Genomic DNA, 26,274 nt, shown 5'->3' with positions numbered 1-26,274 from the left:
GCGAAAAGGAGAACCGATATGGACACCGCTCAAATCTTACAGGAAATCAAGAAACGAAAGCTCATCGCCATTGTCCGTGGCGTAAAGTCCGGGCAGATCGTGGAAACGGCGGGAGCGCTGGGAGCCGGAGGCATCCCCTGCCTGGAAATCGCCATCGACCAGACCAGCGGTGAAACCGTGCTGGAAACCTTCCGCTCCATAAAGCTTGTAAAAGAAACCTTCGGGGACCGGATTTTTCTGGGAGCCGGAACCGTGCTGACGGAAGAACAGGTGAACGCGGCGGCGGAGGCCGGCGCCGAATATATGATTTCTCCCAACACGGATGAAAAGGTTATCCGCCGGACCAAAGCGATCGGAAAAATTTCCATTCCGGGCGCCTTCACCCCTTCGGAAGCGGTAGCCGCTTACCGCGCGGGTGCGGACATTGTAAAGCTCTTCCCCGCCGGGCTGCTCGGCCCGGATTACATAAAAGCGATCAGAGGCCCGCTGGGGCACATTCCGTTTACAGCCGTAGGCGGGGTGGACCTCACAAATGCCGCGCTGTTTCTGCGCGCGGGTGCGTGCGGGGTCAGCGTGGGCGGAAATCTGGTCTCTCTCAAGCACATCGCCGCCGGAAATTTCGCCTATCTTACGAAAACGGCGCAGGATTTTGTAAAGGCGATTCAGGACGTCTGTTAATCCGCATATCGCTGTAAACCAACAGTGACCATACAATATTTTATAAAGGAGACGGAAAAAATGAGTAAGAAGTGGGAGATCCCATACCCCCAGACCGTAAAGGTCGCCGGATATATGGATTCCGAGGAACCGATTTATTTTCAGAACATGACCATGAAGCAGAGTGAGGAACGTTTGAAGAAGAATGACCTCATCATCATCCCGATCGGCTCTACGGAGTGCCACGGAGCCTGCTCGCCGTACGGGGAAGACACCTTTCTGGTAACGCGTATGGCAGAGCAGGTGGCTAAGAAAACAGGCTGCACGGTTTCCCAGCCGGTCTGGTTCGGCTCGCATCCTTACCACCATATGGGCATGCCCGGCACGGTCCCGATCAATGAAAACACCTTCTGCGATTACCTTGCGCAGATCATCGCCGGTTTCTGGAACGCCGGCTACCGCAAGCAGATCCTTCTGAACGGCCACGGACAGGAATACGTCATTCCCACGGCCATCCATCAGTATGCGAGAAAGTATCAGGTACCGGGCGTAATCATGAATGTCAACTGGTACTACGCCATTCCGGAGTATCTCAAGGTCGGCGATCCCAAGTGCCGTTTTGAAACACCGTTCAACCATGCCGACGAGCAGGAAACCTCCTTCTCCCTCGCACTGTTCCCCGAAATGTTCCACATGGAGGATGCCCAGAACACCACTCTGCACACCTTCCTTCCTCCGGGGCATATCGACAACGCGGGCAATATTTACGGCAGAGCGGTCAAATGGTACGCGCACGCGGGCGCCGGTACGATTGAAGTCATCGGAAATCCGGAGGGCGTCGTAGGCAACGCACAGCTGGCAAGCGCGGAAAAGGCGATGCCGGGAACGGAAGCGCTGCTGGATTATCTGGAGAAGCTGGTCAACGACATTATTGAGAAATGGCCGGCTGGAAAGCTGCCCGATACCAACAAGGTCACCCAGCGCTTTACCGACGAGGAGCTTCAGGCTTACATAGACGGTCCGCTGAAGGGTGGCAAGCATATCTACACCATCGCAGCCTATTGATCTTTCTTTTTTGAAATTACCACAGCTGTATTTCGGCCGGCGGTTTTTTCGCCGGCACCGGAATACACCGCAGAAGGAGTTTTTACAATGAAAGCCTATGTGCTGGTCAATCCCATGGATATGCAGGTACAGGAACGGACGATCCCGGACATTTCGGACGACGATGTTTTGGTCAGGGTCACGAATGTCGGTCTCTGCGGTTCCGATATCCATCTTTATAAAGGAACCTATAACGGCCCCCACAATTATCCGATGCTTTTCGGTCACGAATGGTCCGGAATCGTTGAAAAAACCGGCAAAGGTGTCACCGGCCTGATGCCGGGGGACAAGGTCACCGGCGACTGTTCCCGCTACTGCGGGGAGTGCGACGCCTGCCGAAGGGATAAAAATCTGTGCACCCACATCGAAAAGTTCGGAATCACCGTCGACGGCGCTTCCGCCGAATACATCGTACGCAATCAGAAGTACTTATACAAAGCGGACACGAAGGCCGATCTGGCCCTTCTGGCGCTGACGGAACCGATTTCCGTGGCAAAGCACCTGTTGGAAAAAGTTCTGGGAGCCGCGGGCAGCCTGCGCGGCAAAAAAATTCTGGTATACGGCGGCGGAGCCATCGGACAGGCCGCGCTGCTGCTCCTGAAACGCCTGTACGGCTGTGAAGAGGTGGACCTTTCCGATCTGATCGCCTTCCGTACCGATCTGGCCAAATCCTTCGGGGCGAATATCCCCTCCCAGGAGGAGCTGAAAGTACAGGGCGGCAGCGATTACGCTTCCCTATACGGTCAGGCAAGGTACGACGTGATCATCGAAACCACGGGTGTCGCCCCGGTCTTTGCCAATGCGCTGAATCTGCTGAAGCCGGGCGGGGTGCTGGGCTGTGTGGGCATGATCGCCAGCGTGGAGATCGCGCAGAAGCTGATTGTCACCAAGGCGCTGACCGTACTGGGCAGCATTGGGGGAACCGGCGAATTTGAGCAGGTGATCCGGTTTATCCATGAGAATGAAACCGAATCGGCCCGGCTGATCAGCCATCACTTCAAAATGGAAAACGCATCACAGGCTTTTGAAACGGCGGTAGATGCGAATCAGGCAATGAAAATCACATTGGAATTATAGACAGAAAAAACTAACAATTTTATATGGATATATGAAGAAGAAACAACCGGAAAAGGATTCTGGTTATAATGGAGGAGTGATCTTTTGTCTTTACCAAAGAGAATGAGGGCTGCCGTCCTTTATGATTATAACGACCTCCGGGTAGTCGACCGGGACGTCCCCGCTCCCGGAGAACAGGAGGTATTGATCCAGGTAAAAGCGTGCGCGATCTGTGGGTCCGACCCGAAGATCGTTGCGCATGGCTGGCCCAGTTGTCCCCCCATGGGAGAGTATATTCCCGGACACGAGTTTTCCGGCGTGATCGCGGCGGTCGGCAGCGGCGTAACCGGCTACCGGGCGGGCGAGCGGGTGGCGGTGGAGCCGCACAAGGGCTGCGGCCACTGCATCAACTGCATCCGCGGCTTATACACGACCTGCCTGAATTACGGAAAGCTGGAGGAAGGGCATCGCCATTACGGCTTTACCGTAAATGGCGGATACGCAGAATATGCCGTATGTCATATCAACTGCATTCACAAATTTTCAGAGACGCTGTCCTATGAAGACGCCACGCTGCTTACAACTGCGGGCACCGCGCTCTATGGCATCCAGCGCGCCGGGGGTATCTGGCCGGGCGAGACGGTTGTCGTCATCGGGCCGGGGCCAATCGGGCTGATGGCGGTTCAGCTGGCCAAAGTGCTGGGCGCCGGCAGGGTCATCCTGGTGGGCACGCGCGAATCGCGCCTTGCGACAGGGAAGGAGGTCGGAGCGGATATTACCGTGAACAGCCGGGAAACTGATGCCGTACAGGCGATTTCCGAGCTGACGGGCGGCGTGATGGCCGACATGGTTGTGGAAACATCCGGCAGCACCGGCGGCGGAGCACAGGCCGTGGAGCTTGTCAAAAAGAGCGGCCGCGTTGCGTTTGTCGGCATTTATTCCGAACCGGTGACTTTGAACCTGAACAAGGTCGTACAGTGGAACGTACAGCTGGCGGGCGGCAAGGCGGAGGGCGAGGATGTGCTCGACCGCATTGTACCCCTGATGGAAAGCGGCCGTATTAAAACCAAGCCGCTGCTGACCCATGAGTTCTCGCTGGAGCAGATCAATGAGGGCATGAATACCTATATCAACCGCGTTGGGAATGCCCTGAAAGTCGTCATTAAACCTTAGGCCCACATTTGAAATGAGGTGAGAACCTTGAGCAATTCCGATATTGCCCTGCAAATGAAGGATATTTGCAAATATTTCCCCGGTGTGAAGGCTTTGGACCATGTTGGATTCGAAGTGAAAAAAGGGGAAGTCCATGTGCTTCTGGGGGAAAACGGCGCGGGAAAATCCACTCTGATGAAAATTCTGTCGGGCGTGTATCCAAAGGACGGCGGAGAGATTTTCCTGGAGGGGGAACCGGTCGAAATTCACGGGGTCAAAGAGGCGCAGGCCCTCGGCATCAGCATCATCCATCAGGAGCTGAACATGCTGACCGAGCGCGATATTGCCCAGAATATTTTTCTCGGGCGGGAGCCGGTCAAAAACAAGCTGAACGCTGTTGATACGAAAAAAATGTACGCGGACAGCAGCGCCCTGCTGCAGAAGCTGGACATCGATCTGAATCCCAAAACCATGATCAAGGACCTGAGCATCGCGCAGCAGCAAATGGTGGAGGTCGTCAAAGCACTGTCCATCCAGACGAAAATTCTGATTATGGACGAGCCCACCTCCAGCCTGACGCAGAAAGAGATCGACCGTCTGTTTTCCATCGTGCGCAGCCTGCGCGACAGCGGGATCAGCATCGTCTATATCTCCCACCGCATGGAAGAAATTTTTGAAATCGGGGACCGCGTCACCGTCATGCGCGACGGAAAATACATAGATACCGTCAATGTCAGGAAAACCGACATGAGCCGCCTGATTTCCATGATGGTCGGCAGAACCATCGATCACCTTTACAGCCGGACTTATCATACCCCCGGAGAGGAGGCGCTTCGGACGGAAAATCTGACCGGGCTGCGCTTCCGCAACGTGAACATCAGCCTGCACCGCGGCGAAATCGTCGGTCTTGCGGGACTGGTCGGCGCGGGACGCACGGAGCTGGTCAAAGCTATTTTCGGCTACGACCCGATTGACAGCGGAACCATCCTGCTGAACGGGAAAAAGGTAAAAAGGCATTCTCCGAAGGAACTGGTGGAAAACGGTCTGGTGCTGATTCCGGAGGACAGAAAAAACGAAGGGCTGGTCGTTCAGGAGCCGATCAAGAACAATATTGTGCAGGCCAGCCTCAGAAAGCTTTTTAAAAACCATATCGTCAATAAAGAGATTGAACGAAAGACAGCGGAGAAATATCACGCCGACCTGCATATCGCGTCTTCCGGCATCGTACAGAAGGTCGAGTCGCTTTCCGGCGGAAACCAGCAAAAGGTTGTTCTGGGAAAATGGCTCTGTACCGGATGCAATGTCCTGATTTTTGATGAACCGACCCGCGGAATCGACGTCGGAGCAAAAGCGGAGATCTACGAGCTGATGAATCAGCTCGTAGGGGAAGGCTACGCCATCCTGATGATCTCATCGGATCAGATGGAACTGCTGGGCATGTCCGACCGCATCTATGTGATGTGCGAGGGAGAAATTACCGGTGAGCTTTCAAAAGAAGATGCAACTCCTGCGCTTTTACTGTCGTATTCCATTGGAAAGGGAGGAATAGAGAGTGAATAAAGTCAAGACTGCCTTTTCAAAGCTGCCCGGCATCCTGTACGGCCTGATTGCGATCGGCCTTATCTTCAGCGTGGTTGCACAGGGATTTTTCACTGTTTCCAATTTGCTGGATCTTGCAAAGAGCAGCGGGCTTTTGATCCTTGTCTCCATGGGGATGAGCCTGTGTATTTTGTCCGGATATATCGACATGTCCGTGGGTGCGCTGATGTCCCTGAGCGGGGTGGTCACGGCGCTCTGCCTGAAAGCCGGAACGGGCCTTCTTGTGGCTGTGCTGGCCGGAATCGTAACGGGACTGGCCGTGGGTTCGATTAACGGGGCCCTGATTGCTTATGAGAAATTTGATTTCTGGGTCGTAACCTATGCGATGATGGGAATCTGTCAGGGAGTGGCGCTCAAGCTGTCGAACGGAAATACCATCGCCGGTTTCAAAACCGATTTCCGGTTTATCGGCGACGGAAAAATCCTTGGAATTTATTTTATCATCTGGGCTACCGCTTTGCTTTGTTTTGTTATGACCCTGCTTTGCAATAAGACAAAATTCGGCTATAATATCTACTCCATCGGCGGTTCCTATCAATGCGCCTCGCTGGCCGGCGTCAACGTCAGGAAAAATCTTTTCTTTGTATTTGTACTTTCCGGACTGCTCGCGTCCCTGAGCGGAATCATGCTTGCCGCCAAATCGAATTCGGCAAGCCCCATCGGCGGTCAGGGATATGAATTCGACGCCATCGCGGCCGTTCTGATCGGCGGTACCAGCTTTGAAGGGGGAAAAGGAAAAATCACGGGAACCATTATCGGCGCCATTATGATGAGAATGATTCGTAACGGCCTGAATTTGGTGGGCTTTTCTCCGTATTATCAGACGTTCCTGATGGGCCTTATCATCGTAGCCATCATTTTGATTGACGTGGTCAATCAGCATCGTAAAAAGATACAGGCGACGAGGAGGGTCTATAAATGAAACGAAAAGTATTGTCGGCTGTTTTCAAATACTCCCAGCTTGTGATTTTAATCGTCATTCTGATTATTCTTTCGCTTACATCGAAAGAGTTTCTTACCTGGGATAACATTTCCAATGTGGTCATGCAGCAGATGCCGTTTATGCTCATCATCAGTATGGGCATGACGCTTGCCATCCTGACCAAAGGAATCGATCTTTCCATCGCCTCAAACCTTGCCCTGTCCTCCTGCGTCGCCGCCTATTTTATCAAAGACGGCAAAGTGTTTTTGGGGATTCTGGCTGCCGTTGTCATCGGCGCTCTGGTCGGGGCCGTCAACGGAGTGTTGATTACCAAAGCAAGGCTGGAACCTTTTATCGCAACTTATACCATGGACATGGTGGTCCGGGGGCTGGCGTACCTTTTCATGAGCGGGACCCTGTTTTACGGATTCAGCGCCGGTTTCTGCTCGATCGCGACGGGAAGCGTCGGACCTATCTCCAATCTCCTGATTATTTCCCTCCTGCTGTTTGCCGTGCTTTTCTTCGCACTGCGGAAGACTACATACGGACGCAGCGTTTATGCCATTGGCTGCAACATCAATGCGACAAGGCTTTCCGGCATCAACACCGGCGGGGTTGTCTTCTCCATTTATGTCATTAACGGCTTGCTGGCGGCTGTTACGGGGCTTTTGTACATTGCAAGGCTCAACGCGGCAGAGTCTACGATCGGCAGCGATTTCACCATGCAGATGATGGCCGCTACCCTGATCGGAGGAACCTCCTTCTCCGGGGGCAAGGGCGGCATTGAGCGCACGCTTCTCGGCGTTCTGATTATGGTGTTCATCGCAAACGGCATGAATTTGAACGGAGTTTCTTCCCTTTTACAGGATGCGGTGTTCGGAGTATTCATCGTTATTTCGCTTGTTATTGATAAATTTGGCTCGAAATATTCGGCCAATTTATAATTCAGTAAATATGGAAAAGAGGATTTGTATGAAAAGAGCACTTTCGTTAGCACTGATCGCTTCTATGGTTCTTGGCGCAATGTTCACAGGCTGCTCACAGGACGGAGTGGCCGCTTCCACTCCTGCTGAAACTTCTTCCCAAGCTTCGGCGAAGGAAAATACCGGGAAAAAGAATGTGGTTCTGATCCTGAAAAACCTGACCAACCCGATGTGGGTGGAGGTAAAAGAGGGAGCTGAAGAAGCGGCTCAGAAAGCGGGTGTAAACCTGACGACGCTTGCGCCCGTACAGTCGGAAAACAATGATGAGCAAATCAGCGAAATCGAGCAGTCGATCAGCAAGGGCGTGGACGCCATCGTGATTGCGCCGGCGGATTCCTCCGGAATTGTTCCGGGCGTGGAAAAAGCGAACGCCGCCAACATTCCCGTGGTTGCGATCAATACGAAAATCGACACCAGTTCCGGCGCCAAAATGGCGGCCTTCGTCGGTGTTGATGCCTATACCTGCGCCGTTGAAATCTCAGAAAAGCTCAGCGCAATGATGGACCAGACCGGCGAAGTCATGATTCTGGAAGGCAAAGCCGGTGCCCAGACCTCCGTCGACATGGTCAAAGCCGCAAACGATACCTTTAAAAAGTACAGCGGAATCAAGGTCGTCGCTTCCCAGACAGCGGACTGGAACCGCGCGAAAGCCATGACGGTGACCCAGAATCTGCTGCAGGCTCATCCGAATGTAAGGGCGATTTTTGCCGCTAACGACGAAATGGCCATGGGCGCCGTACAGGCGGTTGCTCAGGCGGGCAAAGAAGGAAAAATCCTGATTTCCGGAAACAATGCGATTGAAGACGCTAAAAAAGCGGTCGATAACGGTCAGCTGGCTTTGACCATGGATTCCAACAACCATGGCTTGGGCTATACGGGTGTGGAAACCGCCTTGAAGCTGATCAACGGGGAAAGCGTTGACGAAATGATCCCAATCCCCACCACTCTGTACCTGAAAAAATAACGGCACTTTAGAAACCCTGCCCCAAAAGGGTTCGCCCGAAAGCCGCTTTCTGTTGTGTCAATACGGAAAGCGGCTTCTTTAACAGAAAGAACGGAGGAAAATCATATGGGAAAATACATCATCACCGTCGACACCGGTACGACCAACACGCGCTGCATTCTATGGAATGAAAAACGCGAAAAGATGGATGAGAAAAAAAGCCCCGTAGGGGTCCGCAACACCGCCATCGACGGCAACAACGGCAAATTGAAGGCGGCCGTAAAGGAGTGCCTGGACAAATTAATCGCAGAAAATCACATCCGCTATGACGACGTAAGACGCGTCATCGCAAGCGGCATGATTACTTCCAATGTGGGGCTGGTCGAAATTCCGCATGTCGTGGTCCCCGCCGGCAAGGAAGACCTTGCGAAAGCAACAAAATCCGTTTTGCTGGAAGACGTCTGCCCGGTGCCGATCTGGTTCATTCCGGGTGTGAAAAATTCCGGCGGGAAAATCACCTTTGAAAATTTTGAAACTATGGACATTATGCGCGGGGAAGAGGTGGAGGGCGTCGCCATTATCGACCATTACCCGAGAGGACGGAATTATCTGCTGATTCTTCCGGGCTCACATACAAAGTTCGTTTCCGTTGACGGCGAAGGGAAAATGACGGGCTGTCTTACGACGATTACCGGCGAACTGCTGGCGTCCATCACAAACGACACCATCATAGCGGACGCCGTCGGAAGAAAGTTTGTGGAGAAAAGCACCTATGACAAAGAGATGATGCTTCTGGGCTACGATACGGCGCTGAAATGCGGAATCGGCCGCGCCTGTTTTTCCGGCAGAATCCTGAACCAGTTCGTGACCGGGGATAAGGAAAAGGTTGCGAATTTCATCTTCGGCGTTGCGCTTCAAAACGATATCACGGCGATTAAAAATTCCGGCGCGCTTCAGGTCACCCGGGACACGACGGTCGTCGTGGGCGGAAAGGAGCCCTTCAGCACCGCCTTTGCCGATATTTTGGAGCATGACGGATATTTTGAAAAGGTGGAGCACTTTGTCAGCGAAGAGGGAATGCCGCTTTCGGCTCTCGGCGCTTATGCCATAGCCGAGCTCAGCGGAATCCTTTGATTTTAAGAATAGAGGGATAAATATGAAGGTTGTTATCACGGATTTTGAATACCCAAATGTTGACCAGGAAACAAAAATTATCACGGAATCCGGCGCGCAGCTGCAGGCGTGCCATTTAAAGACGGAAGAAGAAATCATCGCCGCGGTGCGGGACGCGGAGGCGGTCATTGTCCAGTACGCGGTTATCACCAGGAAAATCATCGATCATATGCAGAACTGCAAAATGATTATTAAATACGGTATCGGCGTCAATAACATTGATTCCGCGGCGGCGACCGAAAAGGGGATTTACGTCTGCAATGTTCCTGATTACGGCGTTGACGAGGTGTCCAACCACGCGATCGCGCTGCTTCTGGCGCTGGCGAAAAAGCTGCCCGTGATTACAAAGGCGCTGCGCGGCGGCGACTGGGGCTACACCAGCGCGGTTCCGCTTTTCCGTCTGGCCGGTTCCACGCTGGGGCTGGTCGGTCTGGGCCGGATTCCTTCGCTGGTGGCGAAAAAAATGTCCGGGTTCGGCATGCGCATCCTGGCCTTTGACCCGTATATGACGCCGGAAGCCGCCCGCGAACGCGGCGCGGAGCTTGTGGATTTTGAGACCCTGTGCAGGGAAAGCGATTTTATTTCCATCCATTGCCCGCTGACGGACTCCACCACACACCTGTTTGATGAAAAGGCTTTCGCGCTCATGAAAAAGACCGCCTTCCTGATCAATACGGCCCGCGGGCCGGTCATCGACGAACAGGCGCTGGTTCAGGCGCTGAAATCAGGGAAAATCGCCGGAGCCGGTCTGGACGTCTTTGAAAGCGAACCGATCTCTCAGAAAAGCGAGCTGCTGAGGATGGAGAACGTCATCGCCACGCCCCACTGCGCGTGGTACAGCGAAGAAGCGATTTCCACCTTGCAGCGCAAAGTGGCCGAGGAAGTGGTCAATGTCCTCGGCGGCAATCCTCCTTTTAACCGTACGAATAAAATTTCCTGATTTTTTATAAAAAGAGACGCCATGCGCGAAATCCATCGGATTGCAGATTGCGCGCATGGCGTAAATTTTTAAATAAGAGGTAGAACGATGTTTACGATTGTGGGAAAGCGGATATTGAATGATTCAATGACATTGATGGCGGTAGAAGCGCCATATATTGCGAAAAAGGCGAAGGCCGGCCAGTTCATTATTCTGCGTGTCAATGAATTCGGGGAAAGGATTCCTCTGACGGTAGCGGACTACGACCGCGAAAAGGGAACCATTACCATTATTTATCAGAAGGTCGGAAAAACGACCCTGATGCTGGATCAGCTGAATGTCGGCGACGCGATTCTGGATTTCATCGGGCCTTTGGGAAAAGCGACCGAGCTGGAGGGCTATAAAAACGTAGCGGTGATCGGCGGCGGCGCCGGCTGCGCGATCGCGTACCCGCAGGCGAAGGCCCTGCACGGCATGGGCGCGAAGGTGGACATGATCGCGGGGTTCCGGAATAAAGACATCATCATCCTGGAAGACGAGATGAAGGCGGTCAGCGACCATCTGATTTTAACCACGGACGACGGTTCCAACGGCAACAAGGGCTTTGTGACCGACGCCCTGCGTAAAAATATTGAGGACGGGGCTGGGTATGACCTGGTCATCGCCATCGGGCCGCTCGTCATGATGCGCGCCGTCTGCAACCTGACAAAGGAATACAGCATCAAAACGCTGATCAGCATGAACCCCATTATGATCGACGGGACCGGCATGTGCGGCGGATGCAGGCTGACGGTCGGCGGAAAGACCAAATTCGCCTGTGTGGACGGTCCGGATTTCGACGGCCACGAGGTGGACTTTGACGAGGCCATCAAAAGATCGAGAACCTATTCTGAGTCGGAAAAAGAAGCGACGCGCGAATACAACTGCCGCTTGATGGAGGGTGCGAAAAATGCCTAATATGTCCAAAGTAAAAACGCCGATGCCGGAGCAGGACCCCAATGTGCGCAACAAGAACTTTGAAGAGGTCTCTCTTGGATACACGGAAGAAATGGCCATGGAAGAGGCCAAACGGTGCCTGAACTGCAAAAACAAGCCGTGTGTCAGCGGATGCCCGGTCGGCGTGCGTATTCCCGAGTTTATCGGCTGCGTCGCTTCCGGCGATATGGAAAATGCTTACAAGATCATTAAGACGACGAACTCCCTTCCCGCCGTCTGCGGAAGGGTCTGCCCGCAGGAATCCCAGTGCGAGCAAAAATGTGTGCGCGGCATCAAAGGGGAGCCGGTGGGAATCGGCCGGCTGGAGCGCTACGTGGCCGACTGGCACATGAAGCACGGCGGAGCCGAGACATTTGAGGAAAAGCCGAATGGACACAAGGTCGCCGTGATCGGGGCGGGCCCCGCGGGCCTGACCTGCGCCGGGGATCTGGCAGCCCTGGGGTACTCCGTTACCGTGTTCGAAGCGCTGCATACCGCGGGCGGCGTACTGATGTACGGCATCCCGCAGTTCAGACTGCCGAAGGAGATCGTGCAGAAGGAAATCGACGGCCTGAAGGACAAGGGCGTCGACATCCGGACCGATATGGTCATGGGCAAGGTGCTGTCGGTAGACGAGCTGTTTGAAATGGGCTATGAAGCCGTATTCATCGGCACCGGCGCCGGACTGCCCAGCTTTATGAATATTCCGGGCGAAGAACTGGTGGGGACTTACTCGGCCAATGAATTCCTGACGAGGGTAAACCTGATGAAGGCCTATCTGGACGAATACGACACCCCGATCATCCGGCCGAAGAACGTCGCCGTCGTGGGCGGCGGCAACGTGGCGATGGACGCCGCGAGGACCGCCAAGCGTCTGGGCGCGGAGAATGTGTATATTGTGTACCGCCGCGCCGAAGAGCAGATGCCCGCGCGAAAAGAGGAAATCCACCACGCGAAGGAAGAGGGCATCCTTTTCAACCTTCTGCGCAATCCCGTTGCCATCCATGGCGACGAAAACGGCAGGGTCAGGTCGATCGAGTGCATCGAGATGGAGCTTGGCGAGCCGGACGCCTCCGGCAGACGCAAGCCGGTGCCCAAAGAGGGCTCGAACTTTGAGATTCCGGTGGACTGTGTGGTCATGGCGATTGGCAACTCGCCGAACCCGCTGATCCGCTCTACGACCGAGGGTCTGGAAGCAAACAGGAAGGGCTGTATCGTTGTGGATGAAGCGACCATGGCGACGACCCGGGAGGGCGTTTACGCCGCGGGCGACGCCGTCAGCGGCGCCGCAACCGTGATCCTGGCCATGGGCGGCGGCAAGGAAGCCGCACGTTCCATCCATCAGTACATTCAGGCCGAGGGAAAATCCTGAAGACGTCCGCCAAAGGGTGCCTGCCCTGCGGTGGCGGCTTCTTTCTGAATTCTATATGGAGGAAAGGGTGGGGAAGATCATGTTAAAAAATATGAAAATCGGGAAAAAACTAATAATATCCTTTGTTTTGATTACATTCCTTTCGAGCTTCAGCGGTGTGGTAGGATTTATCATTATGAGAACCATGAATCAGCAATATTCGGGCGCGCTGGTTCAGTATGGATTCGCGCAGGGCGACATCGGCCTGTTCAATACCGAGTTTAATAACAACAACGTCATTATGAGGGATATTATTATTCAGCCGGGCGTCAACGAGAGGCTGAAAAGCAAAGAGGAGCTGGACCAGTCCAGTGCAAAGCTGGTACAATACCTTACCAAAATGAAATCCGGGATTATCGGCAGTAAAGAACAGGGCTACTATGATACGATTATGGGCGATCTGCAGGAATACACGGTTGCGCGGGATCAGACGGTTCAGCTGGCCATTTCCGGAAAAGACACGGATGCTTATATCATGATGTTCCAGAAATGTTCCCCGCTTTCTCTGGAACTGCGCACGGCCATCGATTCCTTGGTTACGGAAAAGACGAATTCGGGAAATCAGTTGTCCAAAAGCCTGACCGCGCAGGGGGAACGCGCTTACGTGATTATGAGCGCGATTCTTCTGATTTCCATTCTGCTGTCCGTCCTGATCGCAGTTTTTATTTCACGCGGAATCAGCAGACCGGTTTCCGAACTGCTGAGCACGGCACGGAAAATGGCCGAAGGCGACTTGAAAGTTCGGGTGAGGGTAAAATCGAGGGACGAAATCGGCCAGCTGGGAAACGCGTTTGCGGAAACAATCGAAACCCTGAATCAGTACATAACGGATATTCAGTCCACACTGCTCCAGGTGGAACAGGGAGATTTAAACGTGGCGCGCCGTTTTGAGTATAAGGGTGATTTTATCCAGCTGCAAAAATCGATCGAAGCGATCATTCTGTTTATCAACGATACGATTACTCAGATGCAGCAGGCCTCTCAGCAGGTCGCAGGCGGTTCCGAGCAGCTGTCCTCCGGCGCTCAGGAGCTGGCACAGGGCGCAACGGAACAGGTGAATTCCGTGGAAAGACTGTCCGCCGCGGTTGCCGAAATTTCAGCGCAGGTCAAAGAGAACGCGGAGCATGCGGAAAAGGCCAGCGCCAATGTGGAGGACGTGAACTCTGAAATAGAAATATGCAATCAGCATATGCAGAAAATGCTTCAAGCCATTTCCGGCATTCACGATTCCTCCCAGCAAATTGAAAAAATCATCAAAACCATTGAGGACATTGCCTTTCAGACAAATATTCTCGCACTCAACGCCGCGGTAGAGGCCGCGCGGGCCGGAAGCGCCGGAAAGGGCTTTGCCGTGGTGGCGGATGAGGTACGGAACCTTGCGGGCAAGAGTGCCGAGGCGGCGAAGGACACAACGTCATTGATTCATAACTCCATCGGCGAGGTGAAGAATGGGACCGTCATCGCGGATGAAACCGCGAAATATCTGCTTCATGTGGTGGAAAGTACAAAAGCTGTTTCTGAAATTGTGGGACACATTTCAAAGGCCAGCGTGAGACAGTCGGACGCGGTTGAGCAGGTGAACCGTGACGTGGAGCGGATTTCCAGCGTTATTCAGACGAATTCCGCGACAGCGGAAGAAAGCGCGGCGGCAAGCGAGGAGCTTTCCGGACAGGCCCAGATCATGAAAGCCCTTGCGGAACAGTTTAAGCTCAGGGTGGAAGCGGCCGGCCAGAATCAGGCTGAGGATGAAGAAGAACCGGAAAATACCGTATCGGAAATTGCAATGCGTCAGGCGACGGCGTCCATCTGATCTATGAAAATTCGTTCTGATACAATCAGAAAGTCCCTTTTGGCATGAAAATACCCCCAAAGTTGTTTTCAGTATGCGCTACTGTCTGACTTTGGGGGGATTTCATCTGCACCGGGTTTGGTGGTATGTTATGAACTTATTCGGCAATCGCCGGAGGGCGGTCAGTCGGTTGTATTCTCTTCCGCAGGCGTTTTGGCGGGACGCAGTGCGACCAGGCCGATCAGCAGCGCGCCCGCCAGGATACACGTCGTGACCAAAAACGTATTGTGGATGCTGGAGGCAATCTTTTGGGGGCTTGCAGTGCCGATCGACGTCGTGCTGGCGAACGCATAGAAGACGGCGCCAATCACCGCGGCGCCGGTAGTCAGCCCGATGGTACGCGATAGATTGAGAAGGCCCGATGCCAGTCCGCGCTGTTCGGGCTTCGCGTGCGAAATAATAGAGGCGTTGTTCGGCGTCTGGAAAAAAGCAAGGCATCCGTTAAAGAGAAACCATATCATGGAAAACGTAACGTTGCCTGTCGAAAGGCTGACCGTCGACATCAGCAGCGAGCCGGCCCCCATGGCCGCTATCCCGAAAATCATGACGGGAAAGTCGCCGAAACGTTTTGCGGCGGCAGCGGCCAGCGGTGTGAGCAGTGCGCAGCCGACCGCGCCCGCCATCATCATGACCCCCGACACGGAAGTGGAAAGCCCCTTTGCCTGTTGAAGGTAAAAGGGGAAAATCACAACCGCCCCGGTCGTGGTCGTGTAAATCAGTACGCTGATCGCAAGGCTCGCGCTGAATACAGAATTCCGGAACATATTCAGGTCGACAAGCGGGAAGCCCGTTCTTTTTTCAAGGAACAGGAAGACGGCGATCCCCGCGGCGGCTCCGACGCCGAGCAGGAGAACGCTTTTGCTGAGCCCCTGATTTTCGGCGAGGGTAACGCCCAGCACATAGCAGACCAGCGTGGCGGTCAGGACAAGCAGGCCCCGTATATCGAGCTTTCTGACCTTCTCCGTAACGGGGATGGTGGGGAAGCGCAGGGCGCACAGGAACGCGGCTACGCCGATCGGCACATTCAGAAAAAAGACCGATCTCCAGCTGAAAACGCCGATCAGAAGCCCTCCGACAGAGGGGCCCAGGGCGAAACCGGTCGGGAGCATGACGGTAAGAACGGACATGCCCTGGGTGATTTTTTCTTTCGGAATCATGTCGCCCGCGATGGCGAAGGACAGCGCCATCAGAATCGAGCCGCCGATTCCCTGAAGGGCACGGAACACGATCAGCTCGTAAATGGAACCGGACGTGCCGCACAGCAGAGATGCCAGCGTGAACAGTCCGATACCGAAGAGAAAGATTCTTTTTTTACCGAAAATATCGCCGATGCGCCCGATACCGACGATCAGCGCGGTAACGGCCAGCAGGTAGCTGAGCACGACCCATTGAAGGCTTGTAAAGTTTGCGTTCAGGGCTTTCCCGATGGTTGGCAGCCCGATATTGACGATATTGGTGTCGATTGCGGACATCAGCGTGGTAAGGGAAAGGACAAAAATGACTAAACCGTATCCGGTCGTTTTACCGGATTCACTGGCCTGAGACATGCTGGTTACTCCTTTATTGATGCCGCCTTCCTTTTTTCGCCGTGTTACCCATTCAGACGAAGGGAACGGATCATGATCTGTTTTTCATTATATATTAGGATAAACCATGTTTTCGGGTTTGCCTAATTGCCATTGCGCATATGGGGTATAGCTGAAACGCATACCTCGTGAAAGGAATACGATGGTCAGTTTAGAACAAATACGATATTTCCTCGAAATCGTCCGCTGCGGCAGCCTGAATAAGGCCTCCGAACGCCTTTATATCTCGCAGCCGTCGCTTTCAAAACAGCTCCGGCAGCTTGAGAAGGGGCTTGGCTGCGGGCTGCTTAACCGAAGCTACGACGGCGTGAAGCCGACTCCGCAGGGAAAGCTCCTCTATGAGAGAATGAGCGGCGTAGTGGATCAGTTTGACCAGGCAGTCGACCTGGTGAGGCGTTTTGAAGAGGTTCCTCAGCTGCGTATCGGCGGGCTCGAAAACCTTGTGACTTATTTTCTCCCCCGGTATATGGAAAAGCTGAAAGCGGGCGGGCGAAATCAGGTGACCGTCGACACCTGCTTTTCCAACGGGGAACTCGTGAATGGCGTCGAAAACGGAAAGTTCGACATGGCGCTGCTTTCCGATGCGGAGCCGCAGCGGAACATTGCCGTGATCCCGCTCATGACGGAGCCGCTTTATGCGGTATTTCCCATGGCGCATCCCCTGTATTATCGGGAGGAGATCAGCTTCAGGGATATCGTCCTGCATGAAAAGCTCGTACTCTATAAGGACCCGTGCACGATCCGTGCCTCCATACGCAGGGAGTGCGGCCGAATGGGAGTCGTACCCGATCTTGCGCTGGAGCTTGATCTCACCGAGTCGCTTCTCAGCTATGTAAGCAGGGGGGAGGGGATTACTTTTCTGCCTTCGATTGTGGCGAACGGGATTCAGTCCCCGTCCATCGCCGTGCGGGAAATCAGCCGGCCCCCGATTTACCGGGAAATTTCCGTCGCTATGAAAAAAGAAAAGGTGCCCTTTTATCTGCCGATGTTTACCGAAGACGCAGCTGAGGTCTGAATCTGACAACAGTTGGGCTGTTTAAACGGAAAGTCCAAAGAGACCGTTTTGCGGAGTACTTGCTGAAAGCCTGACAAGAAAGCCCAGAAAGAATTACGAGCGGTCGATCGACGCGTCTACAACTTCAAAGTGCTCCTGAATCGCGCGGACCGCGTCATCCTCGTCGTTGCGGCTCAGGGCGTCCACCAGCTTCTCGTGGGACAAATGGAGCTGTTCACCCTGTTCGTCCTCCTGCACGATGCGCCCGTACATGATGCTGATAAAATCATTGATGGTCGAAAGCATGGCCATGAAAATCGCGTAGATCAGCTTGTTGCCGGCGGCCTCACAGAGAAGCGTATGAAATTTCTGGTCGAGCAGGGAGGCTTTTTCGGCGTCCGGCTCCTCGCGCATCCGGCGTACCAGATCCGCCAGCTTGGCCGTCTGACGGGGAAGGATGCGGCTGGCCGCCAGGCGCGCCGTCTCGGATTCCAGCCCCCTGCGCAGCTGGCTCACCTGCCGAAAGTTGGTTTCTCCCATCATCATCATGATCCGAAGCGTTTCGCTCAGATTCTGCTCCAGGTCGCACGATATGAAATTTCCTCCGCCGTGTACGCTGGAGATGAAACCCATCATGCTCAGCGTCCGCATCGCCTCTCTTACGGAGTTACGGCTTACGCCAAGCAGCTCCGCCAAATCCCGCTCCGAAGGCAGCCGCTCTCCCCGTTTGAGGTTTCCGCGCCAGATTTCGTCCTTTACATAGTCAATCACCCGTTCATAGGCTTTTTCACTTTTTTCCGCTTTTGCGTCCATAGAAACATCTCCCTGCAGCCAGGCTGCCGTCTCGCGGTTTTCTGCCGAAAATTCCTTTGATAATCTATGCAGAGAACCGTAGAATTTATTTATTTTCAAGGTTGATTTTTGAGTTCCATATAACTACGTATTATAGCATTTCTGTGTGTCTTAAACAAGAGTCATTCAACTGCAGCCGCAGAGACAGCAAGCCGCCGGCTGGTTCCAGCCGACGGCTTGCTGCTAGTATGGATAAACGAGTATGGATAAAAAGGAGTAAGTGAATTTATTTGACGCCCATCCAGCCCGAGATGACCATGCGCTGTACTTCGCTGGTTCCTTCGTAAATCTCGGTGATTTTTGCGTCGCGCATCATGCGCTCAAACGGATATTCACGGGTGAAGCCGTAGCCTCCGACCAGCTGCACACAGCGGCGGGTTACGTCGCTGGCGGTGTCGGCGGCAAAAAGCTTCGCCATTGCGGCAAGGTGGCTGTATGGGTCGCCGTCCTGCTTGGCCTGCGCCGCGCGGTACGTCAGCAGACGGGCCGCATCGACATGCGTCTGCATATTGGCCATTTCAAACTGCGTATTCTGGAACTGGCTGATGCGTTTGCCAAACTGGATGCGCTGGGTTATATAGGGAATGGTCTGATCGATACAGCCCTGAGCGATGCCGACAGCCTGTGCGGCAATGCCGATCCGGCCGCCGTCCAGCGTCATCATGGCAACCTTGAAGCCCTTGCCGATTTCGCCCAGAAGATTCCCCTTGGGAATGCTGCAGTCTTCAAAGACCAGCTCACAGGTGGAGGAGCCGCGGATTCCCATTTTCTTTTCATGGGAACCGATGCGGAAGCCGGGAGTGTCCTTCTCGACAATAAAAGCGGAGATGCCCTTGGTTCCCAGACTCTTATCCGTCATTGCGAAAACAACAAAGACGGACGCAAACCCTGCGTTGGTGATGAATATTTTTGAGCCGTTAAGAAGCCAGGAGTCGCCCTTGTCCTCGGCGACCGTGCGCTGCATGGCGGCGTCGGTTCCGGCGCCGGGCTCAGTCAGGGCAAAGGCGCCCAGTTTTTCGCCGGAGCACAGGTCCGGCAGGTATTTTTGTTTCTGCTCCTCCGTGCCGAAAGCGAAGATCGGCCAGGCGCACAGGGAGGAGTGCGCGGAAAACATAGTGCTGGTGGCTGCGCAGTGCTTTGAGATTTCCTCAACCGCGGCAATATAGGAAAGGTAGCTCAGGCCGGCTCCGCCCGCTTCTTCCGGGTAGGCCATGCCCATCATGCCCATTTCGGCCAGCTGATGCCAGGTTTGTTCGGGAAATTTCTCCTGCTCGTCAATTTCCGCAGCAATCGGAGCGACCGACTTTACGCAGAAATCATGCAGCATATCCAGGATATCCTGTTCTTCGGCGGTAAATTTAAAATCCATATTGAAAGACCCCTTTTCTTGTTAATCAATCTCAGGCTCTTGCTTTTTTGATCTCGGCAGTCAATGCGGGGACGATCTCAAAAAGATTGCCCACAAAGCCGTAGTCCGCGACACCGAAAATCGGGGCGTCAAAATCCTTGTTGATCGCCACGATGACGTCGGAGGAGCTCATACCGGCCAGATGCTGGATGGCGCCGGAAATGCCGCAGGCAATATACAGCTTCGGTCCGACTGTTTTGCCGGTCTGGCCGACCTGATGGGAATGGGTGATCCAGCCCTCATCCACCGCCGCGCGGGACGCGCCGACGGTAGCGCCCAGCACGTCCGCCAGTTCATGGAGAATTTGAAAGCCTTCCGGCCCGCCGACACCGCGACCGCCCGAGACGATGATGTCCGCGCCTTCAAGGTCGACGATTTCGCCCGCTGCTTCGCGGATGGTTTCCAGCAGTGTGGTACGAATCTGGTCCGCGGACACATGGAAGTCCTCGCGTATGATCTCCGCCTTGTCTTCACAGACGTCGGGCTTCTTAAACACTCCCGGCCGCACCGTACCGAGCTGCGGGCGATGGTCCGGGCAAAGGATTACCGCCATCAGGTTTCCGCCGAATGCCGGTCGGGTCCAGGCGATATTGCCGCTGGCTTCGTCGATGTCCAGCGCGGTGCAGTCGGCGGTCAGACCGGTGCCGAGGCGGCAGGACAGGCGCGGCCCGAGGTCGCGGCCGTTCGGGGTAGCGCCGATCAGCATACTCGTAGGCGCGTATTTTTCAAGCAGGTGCGCCAGCGCGGCGGTGTAAGCGTCCGTGGTGTAGCGCTGAAATTCCTCGCTGTCCACCACGATCACCTGGTCCGCTCCGTGAGCGCCCGCTTCTTTTACGGCTGCATCCGTGTGGCAGCCGATGACAACGGATACCAGCTTGCCGCCCTGCTTGTCGGCCAGGTGGCGTCCGGGGTTCAGTAATTCTATTCCGACATTCTTGGCAGTGCCGTCTTCATTTGTTTCCAAAAATACCCAAAGGTCCTTGGTTTTGGCTTCCATTTCCGATCCCTCTCTTTCAAATCACGTGCGCTTTGCTCAGCAGCTCATACAGCTTGTGAGCGGACGCTTCGGTGGTTTCTTCCTTGACCACAACGCCGGCTTCTTTGCGCGGCGGCACATAGGTGCGCTTCACTTTTGTGGGCGAACCTTTCAGGCCGGCGTGCTCCGGGTCGATGTTCGTCAGTTCCGCTGCGGTAAGCTGGGTGATCTGCGCTTTGCGCGCCGCCATCTTGCGTTTGATGGTGGGGAAACGGGGATCGAAAGAAGGTTTGGTAAAGGTAATCAGGCAGGGCGTCTGTACGCCGATGACTTCCTTGCCGTCTTCCGCCTCGCGGTAGACATGAAGGCCGTCTTCCGCCGATTTTACTTCCAGTGCGTAGGTTACCTGCGGGTAGCCCAGGTGTTCCGCGATTTCCGGGCCAACCTGTGCGGTATCGCCGTCGATCGCCTGCTTGCCGCAGAAGATCGCGTCAAAATTCGCGCCTTCCAGCTCTTCGACCTTTGCGATTGCCCTGCTAAGGATATAGCTGGTGGCCAGCGTATCGGAACCGCCGAAGATGCGGTCCGTCACCAGGTAAGCGTTGTCGGCCGCAATGGCCAGGCACTCCCGCAGCGCGTTCTCCGCCTGCTTCGGGCCCATGGAAAGCACCACGATTCTGGTGTCCGGCGCGTCGTCCCTCAGGCGTGCCGCCGCTTCCAGCGCGTAGCCGTCGAATGGGTTGACGATACTTGGCACACCGTCGCGCACCAGGGTGTTGGTGACCGGATCGATCTTGATTTCATTGGTATCCGGTACCTGTTTGACACATACAAGAATGTTCATATCGTTACTCCTTTTAAATGATTCTCCTAAAACTATTCTCCCTTTCTCGTCAGGTCCATACAAACCTTGCCGGGGTTCAAAATCAGCTTCGGATCAAATACTTTTTTAATACCGCGCATCAGCTCCATGTTTACCGGGCCCATTGCGCTTTCAAGGAAATGTACCTTCCCGTAGCCGATGCCGTGTTCACCGGAAATCTGGCCGCCGAGCTCCACTGTCTTCTTGTAGAGAGCGCTCAGGAACTGATCGACCTGCTTCTTGAATTCTTCCTCTTCCATTTCCGTGGAGCAGGTGTAGATATGCAGGTTGCCGTCTCCGGCGTGGCCGAAATATTTTACCTCAAAATCATAGTTTTGCTTGATCTCATTGACATATGCGACATAGGACGCAATTTTGTTTACAGGAACGACCACGTCGCATTCATCCAGCAGCTTGGTCTGCTCCTCGATGCCCTCCAGGAAAGAGGAACGGGTCGCCCAGATGTCTTTCAGCTTCGGCGCCGTATCCGCCACCAGAACGTCCAGCGCGCCTTCTTCCACCAGCATCTCGGATGCGCTTTCGACGATCGGGTCCAGTTCATCCATGGAATCGCCGTCAAAAGTGACCAGCAGATAAGCGCCGACGTCCGTGCCGTCGATCTTGCGCGGGAAGACCTGCTTGCCCAGATACTCTTCGGAAGAAATCAGGATTTCCTTCTCAAAAAACTCCAGTGCCTGCGGACGGAAATGCTTCATAAAGAATTTCGGTACGGCAGAAATGCAGACCTCCAGGTCCTCGAACGGAGCCATCAGGCTTACGGTGGCCTGCGGGGCGGGGATGAGCTTCAGGGTCAGTTCGGTGATGATGCCCAGCGTGCCTTCCGAGCCGATCATCAGGTTCGTAAGGCTGTAGCCGGAACTCGTCTTGGAAACCGTGCCGCCGAAACGGGTGATGTCGCCGTTCGGAAGGACTACGGTCATGGCGCGGACATAGTCGCGGGTAGCGCCGTATTTTACGGCGCGCATGCCGCCCGCATTGGTGGCAACGTTGCCGCCCAGGGTAGCCATCTTCTCGCCCGGGTCCGGGGGATACATGCAGCCGTGTTTCAGCGCGTCGTCGGCCAGCTGCTGCAGCAGGACGCCGGGCTGTACCGTGACCGCGAAGTTTTCAAGGTCATAGGCCAGAATCTTGTTCATGCGCATGGTGCAGAGTACGACTCCGCCGCAGACCGGGGTGCAGCCGCCCACCAAACCGGTGCCGGCGCCGCGGGTCGTGACCGGAATGTTGTGCTCATAGCAGATTTTCATGATGGCGGAGACTTCTTCCGTGCTCTGCACGTCGATGGTGACGTCGGGCATGCGGGTACCGTAAATGGGCATTTCGTCGCGGGAGTAGTCCGGGTTGACATCTGCGCCGGTGACCACGTGACCGGGCGCCGCTTTTTCCAGTTCAGCAAGAATCTCCTGTGTGACCGGATTATAATTTGCCATGATAAATCCTCCTGATAAAATATTTTTATAAAAGCTGTTAAGCCGATTCTCTCACCATAACGGAGATGCCGTTGGGGATCACGACCAGATGAGCGTCCGCGCCTTTGATGTCCCTTGCTTCCTTCAGGGCAGTATCCACATCCGGGGCCCACGCGATCTTCATGTCTTCAATGGTCTTCCGCTGTTCGGGTTCCGTGACATAGATGACATGGTGCTTGCACAGCACGCGGCAAAGGATCTGGAACTCCCACTGGTCGGGCTGGGTCCGGTCCTGCGGGGTGGCGAGAATCTGTTCCGTCAGCTTCTCTGGGGAAACGCAGTCGCGCAGCGCACGGTAAAAGCTTTCTCCGCCGTGTCCGTCGCTGCAGGAGCTGACCATGATCAGCACGGCGCCCGGCGCCGCTGCGGCTTCCGCCGCGGTAAGGCCTTTTACGCTCTGGTAAATATTCTGGTCCAGCGGGTGACCTCCGTTGCTGGAAATCACGATATCGCCACGCTGCTCCGGCTGTACCTGACAGTATTTCAGCAGCAGGTCGCAGCCCCGGCGGTGGGCGGTGATGGCGTCCCCGGCAAAGGCGGCGACCACATGCTTATCTTCGTCAATAATGACGTTCACTATGTATGCCAGATGCGCCATTTTTGCCGCGGCGAGCATATCCTTGTGCAGCGGGTTGCCGTCCAGGACGCCGGTTCGCGCATAAGGCGAAGCGATAAATTCGGAGCAATGGTTGCCAAGCACCGTCACCTGATCGCAGACACCCGGCAGCACGCTCTTGCGCCCGCCGGAAAAACCGGCGAAGAAATGCGGTTCGATAAAGCCCTCGGCAACAAGTAAATCTGTTTGTGCCGCTATTTTGTCGATCACGCACGCCGCTCCGGAAGGAAGCACGCCGATCTGTACGTTGCCGGATGCGTCCCGGCTGTCATGGATTACGATTTTTTCATGCTCTACGATATCCCGGCCGAGCTTCGCCACCAGCTCTTCCTTGCCGGTCGGACGGTGGAAGCCGGTGGCCACCAGCAGCGTCACATCGATATCCGGGCTGCCTTCGCGCAGCTCGGCCAGCATGGCGGGAAGAATGTGCTTGCTCGGGACCGGACGCGTGTGGTCGCTGATAATGATCGTGCAGGTCTTTTTGCCGGCGGCCAGTTCCCGCAGGCGGGGGGAGTCGATCGGATTGGCCATAGCGGCCAGCACCAGGCCGTCCTCCGTGTCGGCGGCTTTGAGTTCTTCCACATGGGATTCCAGAATTTCCGCATCGCTGAGATCCGCGTGCAGCGGCATCCCGGATTTGCCAAAGGGAATCATGACAGACATGAAAGCGCCTCCATTCTGAATTTTACACCAACCGTTTACAGATGCAAGCGGTAAAAACCACCTTAAAATTGGTAGCTCCACTTATGTATGCTATCATCTTACCACATTTTATTTTTAATACAATGCCAAAACGAGTGATTCTATTTTTCTGACAAAATTAAACTTGGATATTCGTCAAATATACTAAAATATAATTTTGGATATAACTTCATATGGACTTTATGCTAATTTGAGGATATAATGTGTCCAGTATAGAAATATTCTTTTTCGAGAGAATTCGTTTTTGCTGTTATTCATTCTATATATCGCCGGAATGTTTGTCGAAACTGGTAGAACCAAAAGCAGGTAAACTGTGACTATTGCAGCCACTGAAATAAATAGGGGAGGTCTCTTATTATGCTTCAGTCCTATCTTGCTCTGGTGCCAATCGTCTGGCTGATTATCGCGCTTACATATCTAAAGATGCCCGGTCACAAGGCGTGCCTCAGCGCGCTGGCCGTTGCCGTCGTTCTGGCGCTGACGCTTTGGCGCATGCCGGCGGCGGAATGCGCCACCTCTGCCCTGGAAGGCTTTGCCACCGCGCTGTGGCCGATCATTCTGGTTATCATCGCTGCCATTTTTACCTATAACCTTTCTTTAAAAACCGGTGCCATGGACATTATTAAGCGGATGCTCACAGGCGTTTCCGCCGATAAGCGTCTCCTGATCCTGCTGGTGGGCTGGTGCTTCGGGGGATTTCTGGAGGGCATGGCCGGCTTCGGCACGGCAATCGCCATTCCGGCAAGCATGCTGGCCGGAATGGGCATGAATCCGATTGAGGCCTGTGTGGTCTGCATGATCGCCAACGCCTTTCCCACCGCGTTCGGTTCCGTCGGCATCCCTACCGTTACCCTGCAGGCAGTGACCGGGCTGGATGTGCTGCCGCTGGCTTTTACGACGGTATTTCAAATGGTGCCGTTTATGATTCTGGTTCCGTTCCTGATGGTCATCGCGGGCGGGGGCGGCGTCAAGGCGCTGAAGGGTGTTGTGGGCATCACGCTGGTGTCCGGCCTGTCCTTCGTCCTTCCTGAATTGGTTGTTTCCAGATTCCTCGGGCCGGAGCTGACCGTTATCGTGGGCTGCGTCGTCTCACTGGCCTGTACCTTCCTGATGGCCAGGGCACGGAAAAATAAGCCGGTTCCCCCGGAGTACGATATGAGCGCGGGGATTGCCGGCACAGCGCAAAAGCAGGACGAACCGGCAATGCCGCTCGCGGTGGCCGGCCTGCCGTTTATTCTTATTTTCGTGCTCCTTCTGCTGACCTCCAAGCTGGTTCCGCCGGTCAACAGCTTCCTTTCTATTTTCAAATCTACCGTAAAGATCAGCACGGCACCGAGTGCCGGTCCTGTTTCTTTCAGCTGGATCAATACGCCCGGCATCATCATTTTTGTCGCCACAGTGATTGGCAGCCTTGTGCAGAAAGCCAGCGGAAAGATGATGTGGCAGGCGCTGACCGGCACGGTAAAGCAGATGTCTAAAACGATCATTACCATCATGTCCGTACTTGCCGTTGCCAAAATTATGACATATTCCGGGATGATTGCCGATATGGCGCATCTTTTTGTCGTTCTCACCGGCCGCTACTATCCGTTTGTGGCGCCGATCATTGCCGCGATCGGTGCGTTCGTCACCGGCAGCGGCACCAACACCGAGGTGCTGCTGGGGACCTTGCAGACGGCTGCCGCACAGCAGATCGGCGTTTCCAAGTACTGGCTCGCCGCGGCGAACTCTCTTGGCGCCGGTGTCGGTAAAATTATGTCTCCCCAGTGCGTTGCCACTGCGGTGGCGGCTGTCGGCCTCGTCGGTCAGGACAGCAAAGCGCTGCGCGCGGTCCTCAAGTGGGCGCTTATTATGCTTGCGATTACCTGTGTGGTAGTCGGCTTCGGCGTTCCTCTTTCTCCTGCCTGAGCACTGCTGACGGCTTCCGGGTGTTTTGGATACAGCCGGACATCCTTTCAGCACATCAGGACTTCTGATTCACAAACAAGCTTGGCATGCGTAGCCATACATTTCCTTCCAGCGACCTAAGGAGCCTTTCTTCCGCC

At 54.7% G+C, this 26,274-nt stretch carries 22 protein-coding genes; 15 read left to right on the top strand and 7 right to left on the bottom strand.

Translation table 11 applies throughout. The features are described 5' to 3' along the window. The first annotated feature begins 18 nt into the window (after window positions 1-18). The 13 genes from ACRQU7_RS14210 to ACRQU7_RS14150 all read left to right on the top strand — a co-directional run bounded on the left by ACRQU7_RS14210 (window position 19) and on the right by ACRQU7_RS14150 (window position 14,704). On the top strand, window positions 19-678 hold the full coding sequence (locus ACRQU7_RS14210; RefSeq protein ID WP_444641465.1) for a bifunctional 4-hydroxy-2-oxoglutarate aldolase/2-dehydro-3-deoxy-phosphogluconate aldolase: 660 nt from the start codon (window positions 19-21) through the stop codon (window positions 676-678). A 60-nt stretch (window positions 679-738) separates the two neighbouring features. Next, complete coding sequence (gene iolN / locus ACRQU7_RS14205; RefSeq protein ID WP_444641464.1) at window positions 739-1,722, top strand: 3-dehydro-scyllo-inosose hydrolase; 984 nt, start codon at window positions 739-741, stop codon at window positions 1,720-1,722. An 87-nt stretch (window positions 1,723-1,809) separates the two neighbouring features. Beyond that, window positions 1,810-2,838 carry a zinc-dependent alcohol dehydrogenase gene (locus tag ACRQU7_RS14200; RefSeq protein ID WP_444641463.1) on the top strand — a complete coding sequence of 343 codons (1,029 nt, stop codon included), beginning with the start codon at window positions 1,810-1,812 and terminating at the stop codon, window positions 2,836-2,838. Window positions 2,839-2,922: 84 nt separating this feature from the next. Then, entirely contained in the window at window positions 2,923-3,990 is a 1,068-nt protein-coding gene (locus ACRQU7_RS14195) for a zinc-dependent alcohol dehydrogenase (protein WP_444641462.1), read from the top strand. Window positions 3,991-4,017: 27 nt separating this feature from the next. Beyond that, window positions 4,018-5,529 carry a sugar ABC transporter ATP-binding protein gene (locus tag ACRQU7_RS14190; RefSeq protein WP_444641461.1) on the top strand — a complete coding sequence of 504 codons (1,512 nt, stop codon included), beginning with the start codon at window positions 4,018-4,020 and terminating at the stop codon, window positions 5,527-5,529. After that, complete coding sequence (locus tag ACRQU7_RS14185; RefSeq protein ID WP_444641460.1) at window positions 5,522-6,490, top strand: ABC transporter permease; 969 nt, start codon at window positions 5,522-5,524, stop codon at window positions 6,488-6,490. Before ACRQU7_RS14190 ends, ACRQU7_RS14185 begins: the two co-directional genes overlap by 8 nt. Further along, window positions 6,487-7,434 (top strand): ABC transporter permease, encoded by a 948-nt coding sequence (locus ACRQU7_RS14180; RefSeq protein ID WP_038325351.1) that lies wholly within the window; start codon window positions 6,487-6,489, stop codon window positions 7,432-7,434. Before ACRQU7_RS14185 ends, ACRQU7_RS14180 begins: the two co-directional genes overlap by 4 nt. A 28-nt stretch (window positions 7,435-7,462) precedes the next feature. Further along, window positions 7,463-8,437 (top strand): sugar ABC transporter substrate-binding protein, encoded by a 975-nt coding sequence (locus ACRQU7_RS14175; RefSeq protein WP_185741129.1) that lies wholly within the window; start codon window positions 7,463-7,465, stop codon window positions 8,435-8,437. A gap of 105 nt (window positions 8,438-8,542) precedes the next feature. Further along, the gene (locus tag ACRQU7_RS14170; protein WP_444641459.1) at window positions 8,543-9,550 is read left to right on the top strand and encodes a 2-dehydro-3-deoxygalactonokinase; all 1,008 of its coding nucleotides are present in this window, start codon (window positions 8,543-8,545) and stop codon (window positions 9,548-9,550) included. Between the two features lie 22 nt (window positions 9,551-9,572). Next, entirely contained in the window at window positions 9,573-10,529 is a 957-nt protein-coding gene (locus ACRQU7_RS14165; RefSeq protein ID WP_141825916.1) for a C-terminal binding protein, read from the top strand. Between the two features lie 87 nt (window positions 10,530-10,616). Beyond that, window positions 10,617-11,465, top strand: coding sequence for a sulfide/dihydroorotate dehydrogenase-like FAD/NAD-binding protein (locus ACRQU7_RS14160; RefSeq protein ID WP_444641458.1), 849 nt, complete (start codon window positions 10,617-10,619; stop codon window positions 11,463-11,465). After that, window positions 11,458-12,855 carry an NADPH-dependent glutamate synthase gene (gene gltA / locus ACRQU7_RS14155; protein ID WP_444641457.1) on the top strand — a complete coding sequence of 466 codons (1,398 nt, stop codon included), beginning with the start codon at window positions 11,458-11,460 and terminating at the stop codon, window positions 12,853-12,855. The genes ACRQU7_RS14160 and gltA overlap by 8 nt, the downstream gene beginning before the upstream one ends. A gap of 79 nt (window positions 12,856-12,934) precedes the next feature. Then, window positions 12,935-14,704: a methyl-accepting chemotaxis protein gene (locus tag ACRQU7_RS14150; RefSeq protein WP_444641456.1), complete on the top strand. Its 1,770-nt coding sequence runs from the start codon at window positions 12,935-12,937 to the stop codon at window positions 14,702-14,704. A gap of 161 nt (window positions 14,705-14,865) precedes the next feature. Here the strand turns inward: ACRQU7_RS14150 and ACRQU7_RS14145 are convergent, their stop codons facing one another. Continuing rightward, window positions 14,866-16,290 carry an MFS transporter gene (locus ACRQU7_RS14145; protein ID WP_444641455.1) on the bottom strand — a complete coding sequence of 475 codons (1,425 nt, stop codon included), beginning with the start codon at window positions 16,288-16,290 and terminating at the stop codon, window positions 14,866-14,868. A gap of 181 nt (window positions 16,291-16,471) precedes the next feature. Between ACRQU7_RS14145 and ACRQU7_RS14140 the strand changes: the two genes are divergently transcribed. Next, window positions 16,472-17,344, top strand: a complete 873-nt coding sequence (locus ACRQU7_RS14140; RefSeq protein ID WP_444641454.1) for a LysR family transcriptional regulator — start codon at window positions 16,472-16,474, stop codon at window positions 17,342-17,344. Between the two features lie 93 nt (window positions 17,345-17,437). On the opposite strand, the gene ACRQU7_RS14135 is transcribed toward ACRQU7_RS14140, so the two are convergent. From ACRQU7_RS14135 to larA, 6 genes are all read right to left on the bottom strand, one after another. Then, entirely contained in the window at window positions 17,438-18,136 is a 699-nt protein-coding gene (locus ACRQU7_RS14135; RefSeq protein WP_141825910.1) for a FadR/GntR family transcriptional regulator, read from the bottom strand. A gap of 265 nt (window positions 18,137-18,401) precedes the next feature. Continuing rightward, window positions 18,402-19,544, bottom strand: coding sequence for an acyl-CoA dehydrogenase (locus tag ACRQU7_RS14130; RefSeq protein WP_038325343.1), 1,143 nt, complete (start codon window positions 19,542-19,544; stop codon window positions 18,402-18,404). A gap of 31 nt (window positions 19,545-19,575) precedes the next feature. Beyond that, window positions 19,576-20,580 (bottom strand): electron transfer flavoprotein subunit alpha/FixB family protein, encoded by a 1,005-nt coding sequence (locus ACRQU7_RS14125; RefSeq protein WP_038325342.1) that lies wholly within the window; start codon window positions 20,578-20,580, stop codon window positions 19,576-19,578. Between the two features lie 16 nt (window positions 20,581-20,596). After that, window positions 20,597-21,403, bottom strand: a complete 807-nt coding sequence (locus ACRQU7_RS14120; RefSeq protein ID WP_444641453.1) for an electron transfer flavoprotein subunit beta/FixA family protein — start codon at window positions 21,401-21,403, stop codon at window positions 20,597-20,599. Between the two features lie 32 nt (window positions 21,404-21,435). Next, window positions 21,436-22,872 carry an FAD-binding oxidoreductase gene (locus ACRQU7_RS14115; protein WP_444641452.1) on the bottom strand — a complete coding sequence of 479 codons (1,437 nt, stop codon included), beginning with the start codon at window positions 22,870-22,872 and terminating at the stop codon, window positions 21,436-21,438. A gap of 37 nt (window positions 22,873-22,909) precedes the next feature. Next, window positions 22,910-24,190: a nickel-dependent lactate racemase gene (gene larA / locus ACRQU7_RS14110; RefSeq protein WP_038325339.1), complete on the bottom strand. Its 1,281-nt coding sequence runs from the start codon at window positions 24,188-24,190 to the stop codon at window positions 22,910-22,912. Between the two features lie 396 nt (window positions 24,191-24,586). Between larA and ACRQU7_RS14105 the strand changes: the two genes are divergently transcribed. After that, on the top strand, window positions 24,587-26,137 hold the full coding sequence (locus ACRQU7_RS14105; RefSeq protein WP_038325338.1) for an L-lactate permease: 1,551 nt from the start codon (window positions 24,587-24,589) through the stop codon (window positions 26,135-26,137). Window positions 26,138-26,274: the final 137 nt, after the last annotated feature.

The organism is Caproiciproducens puteiluti, from assembly GCF_052442865.1.
Classification (GTDB): Bacteria; Bacillota; Clostridia; order Oscillospirales; family Acutalibacteraceae; genus Caproiciproducens.
The sequence above is the reverse complement of the archived record's forward strand: the minus strand, read 5'-3'. Positions and strand labels throughout refer to the sequence as shown.